Origin of the sequence: Motilimonas sp. 1_MG-2023 (genome assembly GCF_030547455.1) — a bacterium.
GTDB lineage: Bacteria > Pseudomonadota > Gammaproteobacteria > Enterobacterales > CBDFNC01 > Motilimonas.
In genome coordinates this window covers 80,675-99,496 of record NZ_JAUOPX010000014.1, presented here as the reverse complement: position 1 = coordinate 99,496, position 18,822 = coordinate 80,675, and the positions used below count along the sequence as shown (strand labels likewise).

Genomic DNA, 18,822 nt, shown 5'->3' with positions numbered 1-18,822 from the left:
AATTATTTTAGATAATATTCCAATAATTTCATAAACAAAGGTTTAGCTTGATCAAACAGCGGATTCATTTCTACTACGCCAGAGTTTTTCAAATAGCGCCCCACTGTTTGCTGGTTGGGGCGAAACACTAAACTATAGTGATTCTCTCTCTCTTCAATGCCAAATTCATCTTCGCTTAAGTGCACCGTATTGTCAGAGTAAATTTTAAATACGTTGAGAATTTTCTCCATGGTTGGCGACACCAATTCAGCGCGCGCCATGGTGATCCCCTGCGCATTTGAAATTAGCACCTCAAACACGTTAGAACGATAAGCCACTAGTGAATAAAGTTTACGAATTTGACTGCGCGTGGGCGGGTTAGCAGCATGAATTTCACCTTTCAAACAAAAGCGCAGCAAACGTAGCTCAGCCATTAATGCTATCAAATCAACTTCGTTCCATTGTTTACCCGAGGGCGGACGGCCATATATCACAGATACCGCATCGACATGGTTACGTCTACGATCGGGATACCAACGCTGTAAATTGAGCATTCTACCGTCAGGTAAAATAAAACCCACATCCTTAGCAGAGGTGGACAGACCAAAGTGATCGATGAGTATTTGCGTTTTCTGCTCTGCCGACATGTCATTCATGTTGTGCGCTCATTGGTGAAGAACTCTATTCACGCTATAAAAGCCGAGCCAGAAAAGCAAACTTGCTCACGAATAATTGTGAATAGTCGCGCCTTATCGGCAATATTTGACTTAGCACAGCGTTTTCAACGTCTAAACTGTTTAGTGTGGCGTTAACCCTTTATTCAGTTAAGGAAATCTTATGAAAGGTGCTGAAATAATCTCCGTTGAACTGGTCAACGATTTAAAAATTCTCTCTTGCTTTAATACTGACAACCACGAACAGGGCATTAAAATTCACAGCGAGTGTTCTCCTGAACTGGCCGTGGCAGCTAAACGATTATTCGACAAAGGTTTAATTACACGCGATGACGGCGGCTACTTAACTGACATTGGAGCCAAAACAGCTGAAAACTTAGAAGCGCTACTTATCTCTCTGCGCTAATTATCACTGGCTAACCTATTTCGCACCGCCACTCATTGAGTGGTGGCGTTTTTATTTATCCAACTGATTTAAATGGAATGATTATTTCTTTCTAATCGACAATATCACTTCACCGACATCAAAACCCCACTTCTTAATTTTACTTTTATTAATGATTTCATTGTCTGACACTTGGTACATCCAATCATCAAACTTAACTTGATACACGCTGCCATCCACTTCAATTTCTAGGTCATAAACCCACTTCAAGGCATTACCAGCGCTGGCGCCTTCAGCAGTGCCGATAATATCGCCTGCAGTGCCCGTATATTGGCCATTGCCCAAATCATTAATACGCCAAGTGCGAGTGGTTTTTTCGCCATCATCAAACACAAACCACTCTTCTAATACCCCTTGATTATTTTGCCAAGTGCCTAGTAACTCCACTGTAAATGTGCGCGTCACCTTGCCTGTTGGCCCAATCACTATGCCAGACGCTTCCAACTCACCGGTAAAGAAAGCTTGCAAGTCCAGCGTTGGTTGCTTGTCTTGATAGTCACTCAACTGTTGGTTACTACAGGCTAATAGTAAGAAGCTGCTTATTAGTAAAGTAAATGAACGCATTACAGGGCTCCTATCAATTGCTGGCGTAATTCTGGGCGGCTGGTGTGTTCTGACAACCAAATAGCGAGAAAGGCTGTTGAAAATTCACCATCTTGAACCTTGCCGATGGGTTTATTATTGAAATAAAACATATTGCTGGCATCAGCTTGCACCACAAAAGTCAGCTCATCGCCACTGTTTACGTCAGGCCAGATCTGATTTAGTAGCATCAACCAATCGTTCTGCTGTTTATTATCAATTCCAAGGTGTTGCCACTGCTCCTGAGTCGCTTCAAGTAGATGTTTTTTATCAATCTGTTTGTGATATTTGATTTGCAGTGCGATTGGAAAACGGTCGGACTGATAAGTCCCCGTTTCACTGTAGAGACTGGCATCATAAAGCGAAAAAAATAACCACTCCATTTGCCCTGAGCCAACTTTTTTTAAATCACTTACGGGAGAAACGGCAAATGCAGCGTTAATGCTAAGCAAAAACAATAACCCTAGGACTCCTAGCAACTTATGTTTCATATCCAACCCTTAACCTTTACTGTTAAATTAGATACGAGCCGCTACAGATGTTAGATCGATAATTAATCATTAAGCCCACATGCGTTGCCACCAACGAGATAACTGATCTAACCAATAACTGGTGTTTTCGCCATTAAAATGAAATCGCACTATCACAGGTAAATTTTCAATTTGAGCATCAATCAACGTTAATGGCTTAATTGTCACTTCAAGGGCTGCGTTATCACGCTGAAAAGCGGTGCTTAGACTTTCCGGAATAATTGCCGCCATCACGGTCGGCGCACTAACCCGCCCTAGCACCGTATCGCCATTAGGCAGGATAATGGTCACCTCTTGGCCTATATCGGAATAGTCTAAAAATTTTGGTGGTAAGTAACTGATCACCTGCTGGTTTTCTATATTACTCAATAGCAGTAGCGGGGAAGTATTAGTGACAATATCACCCGGTTTAACAAACACATGATGCACAGTACCTAAACGCGGAGCGGCTAGATTAAGCGCGCCTTGCTCAAGCTTTAATAAATTAATTTGCTGCTCTACGTTTCTGATCAGGCTGGCCATGGGGCCGGTCACTGATTCAATATAAAACTGACGTTTGGCGTTATCGAGTGCGTACTGCCGGTCTTGCACTGAGATTCTTGCTTGGGTGTGTTGGTTACGAATTTCGGCCATTTCCGCTTCATTTAACACCCCTTCACGGCGCAATACATTGTATTTTTTTAGCGTTTCACTTTGATCCACTAAGCCTTCCTGTGCGGCAACTAAGGCCCGCTCTAAACTACGCAGTAGCACACTGTTTCTGTTTTGACGTTTATTATGCAGACTGGCTAATTCAGTGGTCAGTAACTTTTCCTGCGCCGTTAACGACTCACTGGATAAGTTAATAAGTGGCTGACCGGCAAAAACGCTTTGTCCCGGTGTCACTAATACCTGCTCGACACGCGCGCGGTCGCTGGCATAAAGCACTGCCGCATCGGTATTCAGTAACCCTTTGGCTTTCACGATAATGGTATCGTTGGCCAGTTGATAAAGCATGAATGCCACCGGGCTAAGCACCACAATTAAAATGGCGTACCAACGTAATTTAAATACCTTACGTTTATCTGAGGCATAAATAACTTTCGCGCCATCATCAACGTCAGGCTTACGTTGCTTTGATGAAGAAAATTTTATATCCATTGCCTCTCCAATTAATCAATATCGACGATTTTTTCGCTGTATAAATACAGCTCCTACAACGCCCAGTGGCAGTGATATTTATATCGCAATCAAGCATTTCCGCGGAATCAAAACTTGGTGCCGCGCTTTATTACCCACCAAGGCGCCATGCTCGTTTCCTCATGACCACGTCCGACAATTTCATAAAGGGCGGCGACCATTGACCACATTTTTCTAAAAAAGGCGAATAAGGGATAAATAGGCGACCAAAGAAAAATCCAAAGCTCTTGCTCGCGTCGCTCTGAAATCAGAAAATAATACAAAGCCAACATCAGCACGGCTTGGCCTAAGTATAAAAAGTAGACAAACAGCAATACCCCCCAAGCATAGTCCGCGGGATAAATCACAAATAGCCACAAGGTGAATAAGAAAATTAAGAATGGCAGTATTATTTCTTGCAGCACACCGTAAATGACAGTGAAAATAAAGTTCTTAATGCCTAGTAAACGAACACGAAAGCTCTGTTTGTGCTTTCTTAAATAGAGGAACAATAAGTCACCATCCCAGCGTAAACGCTGCTGACGAAACTCTTTAAAAGTCGCTGGCGCTTCCGTAAAACCAATCGCATGAGGCTCAAAAGGGATATATAAATTGGGGTGGCGACCAAAGTACGCTTTGATCCGCATGGTTAAATCTAAATCTTCCGCGGTGTGGGTATTCCAACCGCCTATTTTGCGTAAAAAATCACGACGAAATGCGCCAAACGCACCAGAAATATTATTCACCATATTCCAACGTGCCAAGCCCGTTTTCGCACATTGAATCGACATCATGTATTCCAAAGTTTGCATCCGCGTCACCCAACCATCGGTCTGGTTACGCACTTTAAGCGCCCCGGCTACTGCCGGCACATTCGGGTCTTGAAAATGGCGCACCATCAAAGCCACTGTGACATTATCGAACGAAGTATCACCGTCGGCATTAATGATGATTTCACCATGGGCGACATGCAGTCCCGCATTTAAGGTAGACACTCGCCCCCCGCGCTGCCATTTGGGCAGCACGCGATAACTGCGGTTGGGGTAGCGCAGCGGCTGATTACGATGGCGACGTTCAAACCAAGCACGGCAAGCCATGGCGGCAGCAAAGGTGTCAGCATTTTGCTTCGCACCATCCACCACGGCGATAATTTCAATATGACCGGCATAAATTTGCTCGGCAAAACTCAAAATGGTTTTTTCAATCTCACGGCCTTCGCCATAACACGTTATGATGATCGATACCCGAGGGTGATAGGTGCTTGGCATGCTCAAAAAGGCTTGGCGATGGCGATACCAGTGTAAAATACCAAACACGATCACCAATAACAGTGACAGCTCGATAAAGATAAATGCCGGCAACAAGAAAGCGGTGCGCTGGCCATCAATAAGCGCACTAAGCCAAATTTGCCCCAGTAAACCAAATACGGTGGTCAGAAAATCAATCATGGCCACTCGCCTCAGCCAGCAAGCGAGCGATTAAAAACTCGCCATTCTCACCTTCAACAAGCTCGCTTGGCGCATGATAATAAGACACCGCCATATCAAGCGCGCTAGAGCCTTCCACCAACTGAGATAGCTGACGCATCTTCTGCTGTACCACTGTTAAATGATCGACTGGTAAATTGGGCAATAGCAACAAGTAACTGTGATCTTCGTATTGGCAAATCACATCGGTAACCCGTAGTCGATCTTTAACCTGTGTACCTAGTTGCCCGATCATCCGATACACCTGAGCGGCCCCCAACTCATCAACCGCTTGTTCAACCCGGTTAAAGCTTAGACATAACAAAGCAAACTCTATTTGATGACGACGGCTTAAGCCGAGTTGCCAGTCCACCAGCCAATGTAAATAGTCGCGACTGACCTGTTCACCTAGGTCTAAAGAAAAACGTTCATCTAACGCGACACGTAACCGAAACTTGGCTTTATCGGTAATTCGAAAAGATTGGATTTGAGCAATATTCAGATCGCTCGGATCATTTTCATGGTCACAGTGTAAACAGCGCGCGACTACTTTAGCTTCAATAAAAAAAGACTGGCAGCTATTACACTCCATGTTTTCTAACGGACGATCATAATCCGCGCCGATATGGCGCAAAGCGGTTAAACAATTAGGGCAAACTAACCGCCCACCATCCATAAATCTTTGCTGTTCACCAACATGGCCACAGGTAAAGCAGTGAATAGCCGATTGCTGCTTAATATCTAGCGAGCTACATTGAGGGCACAAATCGACATAGTTCAGCTTGTTATGACCACAATGGGTACACTGGCGCACCCGATCAACTAAGCTCACCGGCGACATTAATTCATCCCGCATCGCTTGCTTAAGAAAATACTGACTGTCGCCCAAATCAAATAGCTCTAATACTGGGTAGCGATAGCTCAAGGCTGACGATAAGTCGCGCTCAGGGGTAAGTAAGCAATCACCTCTTAATGCTAAATAGGCTAATAAAAGATCTTGTGGATTATGAGTTTTACCTAGTTCAGGATAGCTCGCATACGCTTGCTGCCAAGCTTGCCATGCTGACGTTAACTGCTGCTCGGTAGGTATATTGCCATCATGAGGGTATAGACAAGGCTCATCACAAAATACCAGTATTAATGCGGTATTAGGATGCTGACGGATCACCGGTAACGCCTCATCAGCAGCATGTTGACAGAGCAAGATCGCCGCTAGATTTTCATATAATGGTAACGCGTCATAAAAAGCGGCCAAATCAAACAACACCTTGACACTATAAGCCTCGGAATAGTGAACATCAGGCTTACCTAAGCATAAAATCACCGGCTTTTTGTCATCAGAATCATACGCTTCGCCCGCCTCATTAAAGTTGAGTAATGCTGGCTTTCCATTAGAGTGATTGGGCATAGGCGACTTCCTTTCTGCACTGGGTGACCGGTTCAAACAAGCACGAACAGGTAAGCTATTTAGCTAGGTTTTCGGTTGCGCTCATCAATAAGTTTAGGTGTATTTTCTTCATTTAGTCGGCAATTTTGCTGGTAACTAATTATAAAAATAGGGTTTTTCACGAAGAATTGACTTAAAAAGAAAAATCAAATAGCATTTACGTAACTAGTTACACAAATAAATATACTGATGACAGATCATATGCAAACACTCGGCAGCCTTTCTCTTGGTAGCCGCACTAAACGCTTGTCAGATTTGCTGATGCAACAGGTTGATGCCATTTATCAACAACAAGGGATAGCGCTTAACCCAAGTTATTTTCCGCTGTTTACCTTGATTAACAATGAAGGCCCTGTCAGCGTTACTCAAGCCGCACAGCGCTTATCCGTCAGCCACCCTGCCATCAGTAAAATGACACAAAAAATGATCAAAGAAGGCTTGTTACACAAGCAACCACACCCGAGTGATCAACGGGTAACAGTCGTGGCCTTTACCGAAAAGTCACTGAAAATTAGTCAGCAGGCGCAGCCCATTTGGCAACAAATACAATGGCAGTTAGAGCAAATCATGCAGCAACAGCAGCATCCGTTATTAGCAGCGATCGATGAGTTTGAGCAGTTGCTGGCACAACAAAGCTTAACCGAGCGAGTGGTAACGCAATTGCCTGCACCGCAAGATGCAATAACCATAGAGCCGTGGCAAACCGAATACAAACACGACTTCACCGAGCTTAATTTGGCTTGGCTAAATCAGTATTTCAATGGCGAATTAACCGCGATTGATCAGCAAGCCCTTTATCACCCCGAACAATATTATTTGGCCAGTGGCGGCTATATTTTCTTTGCTCGCCAAGGCCATCATATAGTTGGCACCCTCGCCTTACGACTTCATGATCAACAGACCATGGAAATATCCAAAATGGCAGTGCAACCGAACCAGCAAGGTAAAGGCATTGGCCGTCAACTAATGCTGACCGCGATTAATAAAGCGCAACAATTAGCCATGACACAAGTATTTCTAGAAACTAACTCGGCGCTTACGCGGGCCATGGCCTTATATCAACACCTCGGCTTTCAAGTCGTGCCACATCCGCAAGGACAGTCAAGTTACCCTCGTGCCGATCGTTATATGACGTTAGCACTCAATACCTCAAGTAAGGATTAAGCCATGGCAACGACCAACACACTTGAATTACACATGCTACGCTGGCGCGAATTTAACGCCGGAGCAGTAGCAACCTTACCTTTGATTTTAGGTGCGATCCCCTTTGGCATATTATTCGGCACCCTCGCCCCCGCCAGCGGCCTATCCATTGCTGCCACCATGGCTATGTCGATCATCGTCTTTGCAGGCTCAGCGCAATTTATTGCCTTAGGCTTGATTGCCGCAGGAGCCAGCCCAAGCATTATTATTTTCACCACCTTAGTGGTTAATTTGCGTCATTTACTTTATGCCACAGCTTTAGTTGAGCAAGTTAAACACCTGCCGCTACCCGTGCGCGCTATCATGGCGTTTGGCTTAACCGACGAAACCTTTGCCGCCGTCAACCGCCGCTACCAAGGCGATAATATTAAACAAGCACATTGGTTCTACTTAGGCTCAATGTCAGCCATGTACGGTAACTGGGTTTTATGCACAGTGATCGGCATTGCTTTGGGCAGTGCCATTCCTAATATCACTGACTGGGGACTCGACTTCGCCATGTCTGTCACCTTTATTGGCATGGTCGTGCCTTACCTAAACAGCAAAGCGATGATCAGTGCGGTATTAGTGGCTGCAGGTATGTCACTGCAATTTGCTCACCTACCCAATAAAGTTGGCCTGTTGATCGCCGCCCTTGCTGGCATCAGCGTTGGTTATTTGGTGGCGAAATATTTCCCCCTTGCGAATGCCACAGCTACAGCTAATAAAGGAGTTTAATCATGGCGATACAACAAGAAGCTTGGTTAATCGGTGGCATGTTCGCGGTCACTTTCTTAATTCGCTTTATCATGTTTGCGATGGCGGGTAACTTACGCTTACCAGCCCCTTTACAACAAGCCTTAAGTTATGTGCCACCTGCTGTGTTAACCGCCATTATTGTGCCCAGCGTGGTGCTGCCTCATGGCACGGTTGAGCTAAGCTTTAGCAACAGTTACTTGGTCGCTGGGGTGGTGTCGTTTTTTGTTGCCCTCATCAGCCGTAACCTGCTGTTAACCATAGGCCTGGGCATGGCATTTTTTATGGTTTATCACCACTTGATCTAAACATGGCTAGATTAAGTAACACATGAACTTAACTTATATCTTACTGGCTAAGGTGATACAGATGAAAACGTGGCAAAAATGGCTTCTCTCTTGTAGCGCATTACTACTTAACGCTTGCACAGGCTTACCCGCGGGCATTACACCTGTCACGCCTTTTTCAAGTGAACGTTATTTAGGTACTTGGTATGAAATAGCGCGACTCGATCATTCTTTCGAGCGCGGTTTAAACCAAGTGTCAGCAACGTATTCGATGCGCGAAGATGGTGGCATCAAGGTGCTAAACAAAGGTTTTAATACTGCAGAGCAAACATGGCAAGAAGCCGAAGGTAAAGCCTATTTTGTTCGCGATGATAATGAAGGGTATCTAAAAGTATCGTTTTTTGGCCCTTTTTACGGCGCTTATGTGGTATTTGATTTAGACCAAGACGATTATCAATACTCATTTATTGCCGGTAACAATCGTGATTACTTATGGCTATTATCTCGTACCCCCACCGTAACTGACGCCGTGAAACAAGACTTTATCAAACAAGCCAAGGCATTAGGCTTTAATACCGATGCGCTGATTTTTGTTGAACAATCCGCTGCTGATACAAGTGCGCCTTAAAAGTCCCTGCACCTTGGCTAAAAAGGTGCTAACTTATTGACTCTTCAATAAATGACAAGTTAGGCTCAAACAATGAAAACCTGCCCCTTTTGCGCCGAAGAAATCATGGATGCGGCGATCAAATGTAAGCATTGCGGTGAATTTTTAGCTGCACCAACTCAATCTTCGCCAACCAAGCCTATAACGCCCACCGTAACCAACACTAAGCCTGAACTGCCTTGGTATTTCAAAACCAGCATTTTAGTGGTGTTATTTTTATCGGTTGGGCCATTGGCACTGCCGCTAGTCTGGTTCCACCCCAACATTACTCGGTTATGGAAAGTAGCGATCACCCTAGCAACGAGTCTACTAACTTGGGGCTTGATTGTGGCTACGCTGCGCGCGTTAGAAGTACTGCAGCAATATTACGATATGCTTAATCAGCTATAGCATTTATAAACAGACCCTAGGGTGAGATAGTGAATATCTTTTTAAACAATAAGTGATAAATCATTAGACGAATATCAGCCGCATGAATGCGGCGGTTAAACCATCAAGGATGATGTTACGGCGCTTCGTCTAGGAAGATATCACTGAGTAATTAAAATTCACTCACTCATCCGTTCACCCTGATGCTTAAACCGAGCTAGAGGTACTGTTATGGCATCGCTTCTATAGGGATAATCGCGCCAGAGTATTGGATCACGGTACCAGCAAGTTGATGGCCAGCTTGGGCCGCCGCAGATGGGCTAACACCTAACAGCCGCGCCGCCAAATACCCCGCACTAAATGAGTCGCCAGCCGCGGTGGTATCCACTATGTTAGTCACCGGCTGAGCAGGCTCCGCTGTCACGCCCTCTGCTGTAACCACCAAACACGGCTCTGCCCCGCGCTTAATCACCACCTCACTTACCCCCGCAGCAAGGGTGCGTTTAATAACCCGATCTTCATCTTGTTCGCCGTATAACAACTCTTCATCGTCAAAAGTTAAAAATGCCAGATCCGTTAACGCCAACATCGCCTGATAACACTGCTGAGCCCGCGCTTGGCTAGGCCAAAGTATCGGTCGATAGTTATTATCAAAGGCAATTTTAATCCCTTTCGCTTTCAACTGTTTTAACACTGTAAACAGTAACTCTCGGCTATCGTCGGGCAAGATAGCCAAACTCACGCCACTCAAATAAAGCCAATCAAATTGTTCTAGTAAACCGGTTAAGCTCGCCACACTGTGCTCGCGTAGCCAATATTTTGCCGCCGCATCACTGCGCCAATAATGAAAGGTTCGCTCACCTTTTGCATCGGTGGCTATCGAATATAAACCGGGCAACTTATCTTTTAAACGCGCGACAAACTGTGTGTCGATGTGCTCTACCTGCCAAGCTTGTAGCATTTGCTCACTAAAGGTATCAAGCCCCAGCCCTGTTAAATAAGCAGTACTCACACCATGGGGTGCGCTCAAGCGAGCCAAATACAAAGCGGTATTTAAGGTATCACCACCGAAGCTGGGCTGATACAAATCGCCTTTTTGCTGCAGCTCCACCATGCATTCCCCAATGACTGCTACTTTTGTTGTCATTATTACGCTTCCTTGAGAGACCAAATCAGGATTGATTATGCGGCATCATCCGCCAAGCAAGCAAACCTAAAAAATCAAATTGCAATTGATAACCATTATCATTATTATCTAGCTGTTTTTTGCAGCTGGGTATTAGCAATATGGATAATCTTGTTTCTTCGCTTTTTCGTCGCCGCTGGTTAGCCTCAATGTTATTGAGCAGCTACGCCTTGATCACAACCGCTAGTGCTGCGACAGAGGCCCCTGTTATGGTAGTAACAGGCACCAAAACCGAAAAGGCCTTACTCGATGTACCGGTGCGCACAGAAATAGTCACCGCTGCAGAACTCGCCAACAGCCATGCTCGCGATCTCGCTGAAGGGCTAAAAAACGTCCCCGGACTCATGTTAAAGCCAATCCACGGAAAAAGTGGTCAAGAAGTTTGGTTACAAGGTATTAACGCCGACCGCGTACTGATTTTGATTGATGGCCTGCCCGTCACGGCCTCGACTGGATCCAGTGTCGATTTAAGCCAGATAGCCGTGGCTGACGTGCAACATATTGAAATTGTTAAAGGTGCAGTATCTGCGCTGTATGGCAGTGAAGCCATGGGCGGCGTGGTCAACATTATTACCAAACGCGCAACTGCTGGCACACGTTACCAATTCACCCTCGACGGCGGCAGCTACGGCAACCAACACAATGTCAGCAGCGCCCTACTTAATGATCAACATGCCAACCTATTACTCAGTAAGAATAGCGATACTTGGTACGCCCAGTTGATGGCCGACATTCGCCACAAGGGTGGCAGTGATCTTGATCTTAGCGACTGGGATTTTGCAGGCGATGCCGGCGATAAAACCAATCTCTCCCTTGAACTAGGCTACCTATTTGCTAATGGCGGCGAGCTAACCGTCAAGCCCAGTTGGTACCAAGAAGATATTTACAAAAACTTTGGCTCTTTTGTCCCCGGTATTGGCAAAATAAAAAAAGTAAAAGCCGAGCAAGCTAGCCGAAAAAATATTCTACTGGCTTACAATCAACCCCTTACAGATCATCTTGAACTGTCTAGCTGGTATATGTATGAAGAATTTGAAGATAAAACCTCGCAAGATACTTTAAGTACCCAAGCATTGGATCAAAGCCGTATTGGCCTAAGCAAGTTCGACAAAGTAGAGCTACAACTCGACAGCGATTATTTTAACAATCACTTGGTTACCTTTGGTGCAGTCGCTTATCGCAGCAGCTTAAACCAGCAGCAAATCAGTCGTAGCCAGCAAAACCAAAGCGATATCGATGAGCTCAACGGGACAAAACGTCGCAACAACCTAGAGTTTTACTTACAGGATGACTTCTTCCTCACTGATAATTTAGAGCTGCTGCCCGGTATTCGCGTGCAACACGACTCGGACTTTGGCGTGCATGCCGCGCCCAAATTTAATCTGATGTATCGCCCCGACGCATTAAGCCAGTTTGATGGCAAAATTCGCAGCGGCATCGGTACCGGCTACCGTGTCCCCACCTTAAAAGAACGTCATTATGTATTTGATCATAGTGCGTTAGGCTACATGATTTTGGGCAATCCTGACCTAGTCCCTGAAACCTCAGTTAGCCTGCAACTTGGTGCCGAGCTGCACCCTAATGCCGACTTAATGTTCGACATTAACCTGTTTCATAATGAGATTAAAAACCTGATTGATACGGCCTATGATCAGCAAGCATCGGATGCGCGAGGCCTGAGTATTTTCAACTACAACAACGTTAACCAAGCCATGACCCAAGGTGTAGATATTAGCGCCAGTTATCAATGGCTACACAATTGGCAAACCAACCTTTCTTATAGTTATTTAAATAGCGAAGACAAAACGACTGGCCAGCAGCTCACTCGTCGCCCGGCACATTTAATTAAGGGCAAGCTTAATTATCACTTAGCGGCGATCAATACAGACTTTTCGTTATACGGCAATTACCAAACCAAAGAGTACTTAGATGCCGAAAACCTACGTCAGTCGCCGGCCTACAGCACCTTTGACTTTAAGGTGAACTATTTTATTCAGCCACAAACGCGAGTCTTTTTTGGCATAGATAACCTTACTGACACCGTACGCGACACGCCCGCAACCGGCACAGATTTTAGACCGGAAGTCGGTCGTTTTGTTTACCTTGGACTGCGCATAGAAGGCTAGTCCCCACCCTCTGTTTGATCTAAGAAAGGAAGAAACCAAGATGTACCCTAATAAAAAAATACTCGCCCTTGCTATCAGCTCTATTTTACTAACCGCGTGTGGCGGAGGCTCAGGCGGATCTGCCACAACCGACACCGACCAGCCGGTGCCTACACCAACGCCTACCACCGCTCCCGAGCCGGCACCGACTTTTACTGATGCAAACTTAGATGCCACCAATGCTAGCCAACCAGCATTATTCGATCTGCTATCAAATGCCACCGTAACCGATCAAAGTTGGCAGATCGGGTATCAAAAATACAGCGGCTTTATGCTAAATGGCGGTTTATCTGGCCAAGGTAAAGTCAGTGGTTGTATTGCACACCAATACAGCGGCTTGTTTGATGGTGAAGGCAACGCAGTCGAAGCGGAATTTGTTAAGCTCAATCAAACCAACACGGTTACCGATTTTAACGCCGTGACCGCCAACGCCTGCAATGAGTTTGTTAGCGATAGCTTAATCACACAAATTAACACCTCGGATTGGTTAACCGCCGATTACAGCCAAGGCGCACCGGTATATTCCGCTAAAGCAGACAATGGTTGGATCATTCGCTCAGCCAGTGGCGACCATTATGCTCGTGTTAGCGTCAAACAAGTCAGTGTTGCCTTTGGCCCAACCACAACTCGAAAAGTGGTATTAAGGGTAGAAAATTGGGATGCCAATGCGCAGCAATTTAGCCCTGCGGTAGATTCACCAGCGTTAGATTTTTCTAACGCGACAGCTTATTGGGATTTAGAAACGAATGCCCTAACAAGCGCAGATCAAGCTTGGGACTTAAGCATTAAAGTAAATGGCCGCGATTACCCACTGCAAGTGAATGGCGGCGCATCGGGCTCAGGCAAAGCAGGCGTAGGCGCGGTGATGGTAGCCAATGTAAATGCCGTGACCGATCCCACCGACAACAAGCAAGTGTATAAATACTTTGCCGATCGCGCCGAAGGCATTTTAAGCAAACCTGGTAGCTACGGCCCCTTGGAATACAGCGTTCAAGGCCAGCACAAAATGTGGCCAACCTTTACCACTTATTTAATCAAAGACGAAAGCCAAGGCGATGCCCGCTTGTTTAAACTGCAAGTGGTGAGCAACTACGGCAGCGATGGCGCCCTAAAAAGCGGTAATTTAGTATTGCGCTATCAAGAGCTTAATTAGTCCTGCATAAATAGCCATTGCTTGATTAAGCCGCCACGAGCCGCCGTAAATACCTCCCTGTAAGCTCAAGCGCGGCATCCTTACCGCGCATGCTCGTGGCCACTTAATCAGCATGGCTTAGTGGTCGACGCGATCGCAGTAAAGCATGTTTTTATGGCAAAACTTCGTTTTCAAGGATGAAAACGCAGAGCGTATAGGGACATATTCACAGCGGTTTTGCGATGAAAACAGGCTTGAGTGCTCTGGTACTCAAGTGATCAATAAATGACAGCGCCAAGCCATTGCTTGATTAATCCACCACGAGCCGCCGTAAATACCTCCCTGTAGGCTCAAGCGCGGCATCCTTGCTGCGCATGCCCGTGGCCACTTAATCAGCATGGCTTAGTGGCCGACGCGATCGCAGTAAAGCATGTTTTTATGGCAAAACTTCGTTTTCAGGGATGAAAACGCAGAGCGTATAGGGACATATTCACAGCGGTTTTGCGATGAAAACAGGCTTGAGTGCTCTGGTACTCAAGTGATCAATAAATGACAGCGCCAAGCCATTGCTTGATTAATCCACCACGAGCCGCCGTAAATACCTCCCTGTAGGCTCAAGCGCGGCATCCTTGCTGCGCATGCCCGTGGCCACTTAATCAGCATAGCTAAGTGTAACTGTAAACATTATAATTTCATTTAGAACATTGATTTTTAAGACAATACAGCAGCATCAAGCTCGCTAACAAAAATAATTTGTAGTGGATACACTAAAAAATGGAAACCTAGAAAACCAAAGACAAAAAAGGAGAAGCTTAGTGCCTCTCCTTTTAATCATTAGTTTAATCCGTTCGGTTAATTTACCGGTAACCGATTTTTATTAGCTACCTTTCACGGTTTTAATTAACAGCTGGCCTACATCAGTGTGGTGCGAAAGCTGTGAAAACGGTGCGGTGACAGCATCTGGACCGTAGGCAATAACAGCAACTGGCGTATCAGTATGTGTACCCGTGCCCCAAACAATATTTTGTTCTTCACCCATCGCGCGGCCAATTAGGTCGCTACGAACTTCTTCACCGTAAACATAGAAAGCTTCAAAATCATCAACCTTAGGAAAGGTTTCAGCGCTTAAGTAGCTATGTTTAGGGTCGTGAAAGTGATTCGGCTCAGTTTCCAAAATAGCCTTAGCTTGCTCTAATGTAATATCAAACTCGCTGTTTGCATTAACGATTTTTTGCAGTGTTTGTGGTTTTTTATCACCGCTATCATCAAACTCAATCAGCATGTTCGCAAAGCTGGTTTTTTGCGCGTATAACTTATCAAGAATAGCTAGGCCACCAAAGTTAAAGTTAGGCTTGTAAGCGTGATCTTTAAATGCGCTACCCGAACGATTTTCTGGTTGAACGATACCAGCGCGTGAATAACTAAAGCCAAAGCCACCGGTTTCATGGTCTGCCGTTACCACCACTAGGGTATCGTTACGATCTTTCACCCAGTCATACACATATTGAACTGTTTCATCGAACTTAAGCATTTCATGCAACATGGTGCCGGCGTCATTATTATGTCCAGCCCAGTCAATTTGCCCACCTTCAACCATTAAGAAGAAACCATCAGGATCTTGAGCTAATACATCTAGCGCTTTCTGAGTCATTTCTTTTAAACCCGGCATCGAGCGTTTCGGATCGTTTTTACTATTACTGTATTCAATACCATCTTGCATGCCTGAATAAGCAAATAGACCAAGCACTTTATCTCCCTGCGCCGCCGCTAAAGCCTGACGAGTATGAACAACGCTATAACCTGCAGATGCAGCTTGAGTTAATAGGTTTTTCTCGTCGTTACGCTTCGACTTAATTTGAATATCACCACCTGTTTGCTTAACCAGCTGCTGATACAACTCGCCTTTATCGTTAGCCGATTTAGGGATCCAGTAACGTAAGCCACCCGATAACATCACATCAACGCCTGTCGCGAGCATCTCTTCAGCAATTTCATTTTCGAATGAACGATGTGGTTGATGCGACGCAAAAGCCGCAGGGGTTGCGTGGGTTAAGCGCGTATCAGACACTAGGCCTGTGGCTTTGCCCATTTTTTTGGCAATTTCTAAAACGCTTTCAACCGGGTTGCCATCAATATCCAAGCCGAGCGCTTCAGAAGGTGCATCAACACCAGAGGCTAAGTGAGAAGCAGAACAAGCAGAATCAACCACCAAAGCATCCGCTGGGCTATGTAATGACATGCCAAGCACGCCCTTATCAATGAGGGTTTTTAGTGCAGTGTCATGACCTTGGTAGATGGATTTAGGCGCTTTACGCGCATACTCTTCTAGCAATCCCATTTGGCCAGGTCCCATGCCGTCACCAATCATTAAGATGACATTCTTTACGGGGGTTTGTGCAAAACTTGCGTAACTCGCTAGGGTTAATGAAAGCGCTAGAACAGACTTTTTTGCCACGTGCATCGGTATCATGGGTTTTCCTATGAAAAATGATGAAATAAGTATTAGAGTGGCGATACTAAGACTGTTTTATGACAAGAATAAGACACTTGAATGACTAACAATAAACACTAAAAGAACTACAAATACTCAATAACTGCAGAATAGATCGCTAATTAAACCGATTATTCGAGGTACTCCCCTGCATAATTATAATGGCCCGACAAAGCCCAGCGACAAGAAACGTCAATACTTCCCTTGCTCCAACCGCTCAAAATATTCCTGGTAGCGACCACTTGCAATGGCTTGCTCTAACAACTGGTTGAATTGCACTCTAAGCTTATCTGAATCAGGCATGTTACGTGGAAACATGACAAAACTGTCATTACGTAAAAAAGGGGCTTTACTGTATGTAATCAGGACTGCACTTGCGGGATCAAGTTCACTCCGCAGCTCAGCCAAACCAATGTGCATTTCCTGCGGGTAAAGATCGATACGCCCCCGTAATAACTTACTGAAATTTTGCTTCACACTCGTCACTCGTTGCTGGCTTACCTGACCATCAGCTACCATCTTATCTAGCTCTGGCCCGTAGCTGTAGGCGATATCTCCACCAAGACGCATGCCAACAATCTGCGCTAAATTCTCAGCCTGCAATTGCCGTGACTTAAGGGAAAAGAATACGAATTGCTCCTGTAACACTGGTGCACTAAACAAAAAATCGCGTAATCGCTCCGGCTTGTACATCCAGACCGCAGTGGCGTCATAAAGCTGGCTGCTCGCCGCCAATGAATAAACGCGGCCCCAAGGCGCAAAATGATAGTTAACCTGATAGCCAGCGTCTTTAAACAAATCACTAATAAGATGTGCCACCGGGCCATGATGTTTCAACTGTTCGGAAACAAAAGGCGGCCACTCACCTACCACAATATTAAGTACGCGAGCCTGTTTGGCAAGCGCCAATGAACAAGGTAGAGCTAACCATAAAACAAAGACGAGGATCAGTCGCATGGCAACGACAACGGGAGATTAAATCGTTGAATTTTTGGTAAAAAAATATCCCCCACTAAGAGCGCAGTAAAAAATGACTGGGTTACCTGCAATGCTAGCATGAGTTTCATCCCTTGCTGTAAATCGGTACCAAACCGCCATTGCGGTTAAGATATTTGGTTGTTAAAAAGTATAAACCAGCTAATGCTTATTTATAAATTTAAAAAATAGTCGGCAATAGGCTAGTCTCTTAAATTAGTGCCTAGAAAAGCAATAACTGATCTATTGCAAATTAATCTTTGAGACACAGCTCAAACAAGTGCACAACTTTGCTGCTTCACTTGTTTTGATTTATTGATTTGCTTCGCTTTTTTCTTATCTCTTACCCATAAGACTGAGCCATTGGTTTTTTTCATCTCGAACAAATCAATCGCTGAAAATAAGTCACTAAGCTTTTTATAGCCATAATTTCTTTGATCAAATGAAGCATGGTTAGAAATGTGAGTACCAATCGGCCCAAGCATCGCCCAACCATCATCTTCCTCAACGGCTTCTATGGCTTGGCGTAGCAGGTTAACAAGCTTGGTATCACTTTTTATACTTCTACTCTGCTTTTGAATGGGCTGCTCTTGCTCTGTTTCATCATCAAAATAAAGGAATCTAGAACAACTATTAACAAAAGCCAATGGAGCTTTACGCTCACCAAAGCCAATAACAAACTTACCATCTGCAAGTGAACGAGTAACAAGGGGAGTAAAATCACAGTCTGAAGAGACTAGGCAAATAATATCAATGTTCTTTGTGTAAATAACATCCATTACGTCGATAACCAATGCCATATCCGTGGCATTTTTCCCTTTGGTTAAATCAAACTGCTGAATGGGCTGTATCGCAAACTCATGAAGAACATCTTCCCACGGCTTTAAATTTTGATTTTTCCAATTGCCGTAGGCTTTTCTGATATTTACAACACCATACCGAGCTAACTCTGAAAGGACTTTACCTATCTTCTTGGCTGGTGCGTTATCAGCATCGATAAATACTGCAATTTTTTCTTTATCCTTCACTGCTTTCTCCTCAGCAAGATAAGAGCCCACCTTGAATTATCCACATCTAAGCGCACGAAACACATACCACTAAAAACCAAATTACATACATGCATCAAAATACAGCTTGAGCAAGTAACAACCGTATTACAGGAAAAGGAGAGTATTGATGGAACAAAAATATTAAGCAGGCTTAGCTATAGATATTTTTTATCAAGTATATACCTGAGCACTAACAAGAGCCTGTGAGCGACCCTAGATATCAGAGAAAAACACAGCTACTTTTTAGTACATGCTGAAATGAATGAAGTAAAAACGGCTGTC

At 44.9% G+C, this 18,822-nt stretch carries 18 protein-coding genes; 8 read left to right on the top strand and 10 right to left on the bottom strand.

The features are described from left to right. Nucleotides 1–2: 2 nt before the first annotated feature. Entirely contained in the window at nt 3–635 is a 633-nt protein-coding gene (locus Q4519_RS09860) for a hypothetical protein (protein ID WP_232802045.1), read from the bottom strand. A 181-nt stretch (nt 636–816) separates the two neighbouring features. Here Q4519_RS09860 and Q4519_RS09855 point away from each other — a divergent pair, with 181 nt between their 5' ends. Further along, a complete protein-coding gene (locus Q4519_RS09855; RefSeq protein ID WP_232802046.1) occupies nt 817–1,059 on the top strand; it encodes a TIGR02647 family protein in 243 nt (80 codons plus the stop codon). An 81-nt stretch (nt 1,060–1,140) separates the two neighbouring features. Here Q4519_RS09855 and Q4519_RS09850 read toward each other — a convergent pair whose 3' ends face one another. The 5 genes from Q4519_RS09850 to Q4519_RS09830 all read right to left on the bottom strand — a co-directional run bounded on the left by Q4519_RS09850 (nt 1,141) and on the right by Q4519_RS09830 (nt 6,242). Continuing rightward, complete coding sequence (locus Q4519_RS09850) at nt 1,141–1,662, bottom strand: DUF3833 domain-containing protein (protein WP_232802047.1); 522 nt, start codon at nt 1,660–1,662, stop codon at nt 1,141–1,143. Beyond that, nucleotides 1,662–2,171, bottom strand: a complete 510-nt coding sequence (locus Q4519_RS09845; RefSeq protein WP_303511872.1) for a chalcone isomerase family protein — start codon at nt 2,169–2,171, stop codon at nt 1,662–1,664. Before Q4519_RS09845 ends, Q4519_RS09850 begins: the two co-directional genes overlap by 1 nt. A gap of 69 nt (nt 2,172–2,240) precedes the next feature. Beyond that, nucleotides 2,241–3,350, bottom strand: a complete 1,110-nt coding sequence (locus tag Q4519_RS09840; RefSeq protein ID WP_303511871.1) for an HlyD family secretion protein — start codon at nt 3,348–3,350, stop codon at nt 2,241–2,243. A 107-nt stretch (nt 3,351–3,457) separates the two neighbouring features. Continuing rightward, the gene (locus tag Q4519_RS09835; RefSeq protein ID WP_303511869.1) at nt 3,458–4,816 is read right to left on the bottom strand and encodes a glycosyltransferase; all 1,359 of its coding nucleotides are present in this window, start codon (nt 4,814–4,816) and stop codon (nt 3,458–3,460) included. Continuing rightward, nucleotides 4,809–6,242: a diguanylate cyclase gene (locus Q4519_RS09830; RefSeq protein ID WP_233054810.1), complete on the bottom strand. Its 1,434-nt coding sequence runs from the start codon at nt 6,240–6,242 to the stop codon at nt 4,809–4,811. Before Q4519_RS09830 ends, Q4519_RS09835 begins: the two co-directional genes overlap by 8 nt. A gap of 240 nt (nt 6,243–6,482) precedes the next feature. Here Q4519_RS09830 and Q4519_RS09825 point away from each other — a divergent pair, with 240 nt between their 5' ends. From Q4519_RS09825 to Q4519_RS09805, 5 genes are all read left to right on the top strand, one after another. Continuing rightward, complete coding sequence (locus Q4519_RS09825; RefSeq protein ID WP_303511866.1) at nt 6,483–7,445, top strand: bifunctional helix-turn-helix transcriptional regulator/GNAT family N-acetyltransferase; 963 nt, start codon at nt 6,483–6,485, stop codon at nt 7,443–7,445. Nucleotides 7,446–7,448: 3 nt separating this feature from the next. After that, nucleotides 7,449–8,201: an AzlC family ABC transporter permease gene (locus Q4519_RS09820; protein ID WP_303511864.1), complete on the top strand. Its 753-nt coding sequence runs from the start codon at nt 7,449–7,451 to the stop codon at nt 8,199–8,201. A gap of 2 nt (nt 8,202–8,203) precedes the next feature. Then, nucleotides 8,204–8,527: an AzlD domain-containing protein gene (locus Q4519_RS09815; protein WP_303511862.1), complete on the top strand. Its 324-nt coding sequence runs from the start codon at nt 8,204–8,206 to the stop codon at nt 8,525–8,527. 61 nt (nt 8,528–8,588) lie between these two features. Next, nucleotides 8,589–9,134 (top strand): lipocalin family protein, encoded by a 546-nt coding sequence (locus tag Q4519_RS09810; RefSeq protein ID WP_303511860.1) that lies wholly within the window; start codon nt 8,589–8,591, stop codon nt 9,132–9,134. Between the two features lie 72 nt (nt 9,135–9,206). Next, a complete protein-coding gene (locus Q4519_RS09805; RefSeq protein ID WP_303511858.1) occupies nt 9,207–9,563 on the top strand; it encodes a hypothetical protein in 357 nt (118 codons plus the stop codon). A gap of 208 nt (nt 9,564–9,771) precedes the next feature. Here the strand turns inward: Q4519_RS09805 and Q4519_RS09800 are convergent, their stop codons facing one another. Then, complete coding sequence (locus tag Q4519_RS09800) at nt 9,772–10,689, bottom strand: sugar kinase (protein WP_303511856.1); 918 nt, start codon at nt 10,687–10,689, stop codon at nt 9,772–9,774. A 140-nt stretch (nt 10,690–10,829) separates the two neighbouring features. Between Q4519_RS09800 and Q4519_RS09795 the strand changes: the two genes are divergently transcribed. Then, a complete protein-coding gene (locus Q4519_RS09795; protein ID WP_303511854.1) occupies nt 10,830–12,854 on the top strand; it encodes a TonB-dependent siderophore receptor in 2,025 nt (674 codons plus the stop codon). A gap of 40 nt (nt 12,855–12,894) precedes the next feature. Then, nucleotides 12,895–14,046 (top strand): HmuY family protein, encoded by a 1,152-nt coding sequence (locus Q4519_RS09790; RefSeq protein WP_303511852.1) that lies wholly within the window; start codon nt 12,895–12,897, stop codon nt 14,044–14,046. An 856-nt stretch (nt 14,047–14,902) separates the two neighbouring features. Here Q4519_RS09790 and Q4519_RS09785 read toward each other — a convergent pair. From Q4519_RS09785 to Q4519_RS09775, 3 genes are all read right to left on the bottom strand, one after another. Continuing rightward, nucleotides 14,903–16,495 carry an alkaline phosphatase gene (locus Q4519_RS09785; protein ID WP_303511850.1) on the bottom strand — a complete coding sequence of 531 codons (1,593 nt, stop codon included), beginning with the start codon at nt 16,493–16,495 and terminating at the stop codon, nt 14,903–14,905. Between the two features lie 213 nt (nt 16,496–16,708). After that, nucleotides 16,709–17,473 (bottom strand): ABC transporter substrate-binding protein, encoded by a 765-nt coding sequence (locus Q4519_RS09780; RefSeq protein WP_303511848.1) that lies wholly within the window; start codon nt 17,471–17,473, stop codon nt 16,709–16,711. A 290-nt stretch (nt 17,474–17,763) separates the two neighbouring features. Then, nucleotides 17,764–18,519, bottom strand: coding sequence for an NYN domain-containing protein (locus Q4519_RS09775; protein WP_232802059.1), 756 nt, complete (start codon nt 18,517–18,519; stop codon nt 17,764–17,766). Between the last annotated feature and the right edge of the window lie 303 nt (nt 18,520–18,822).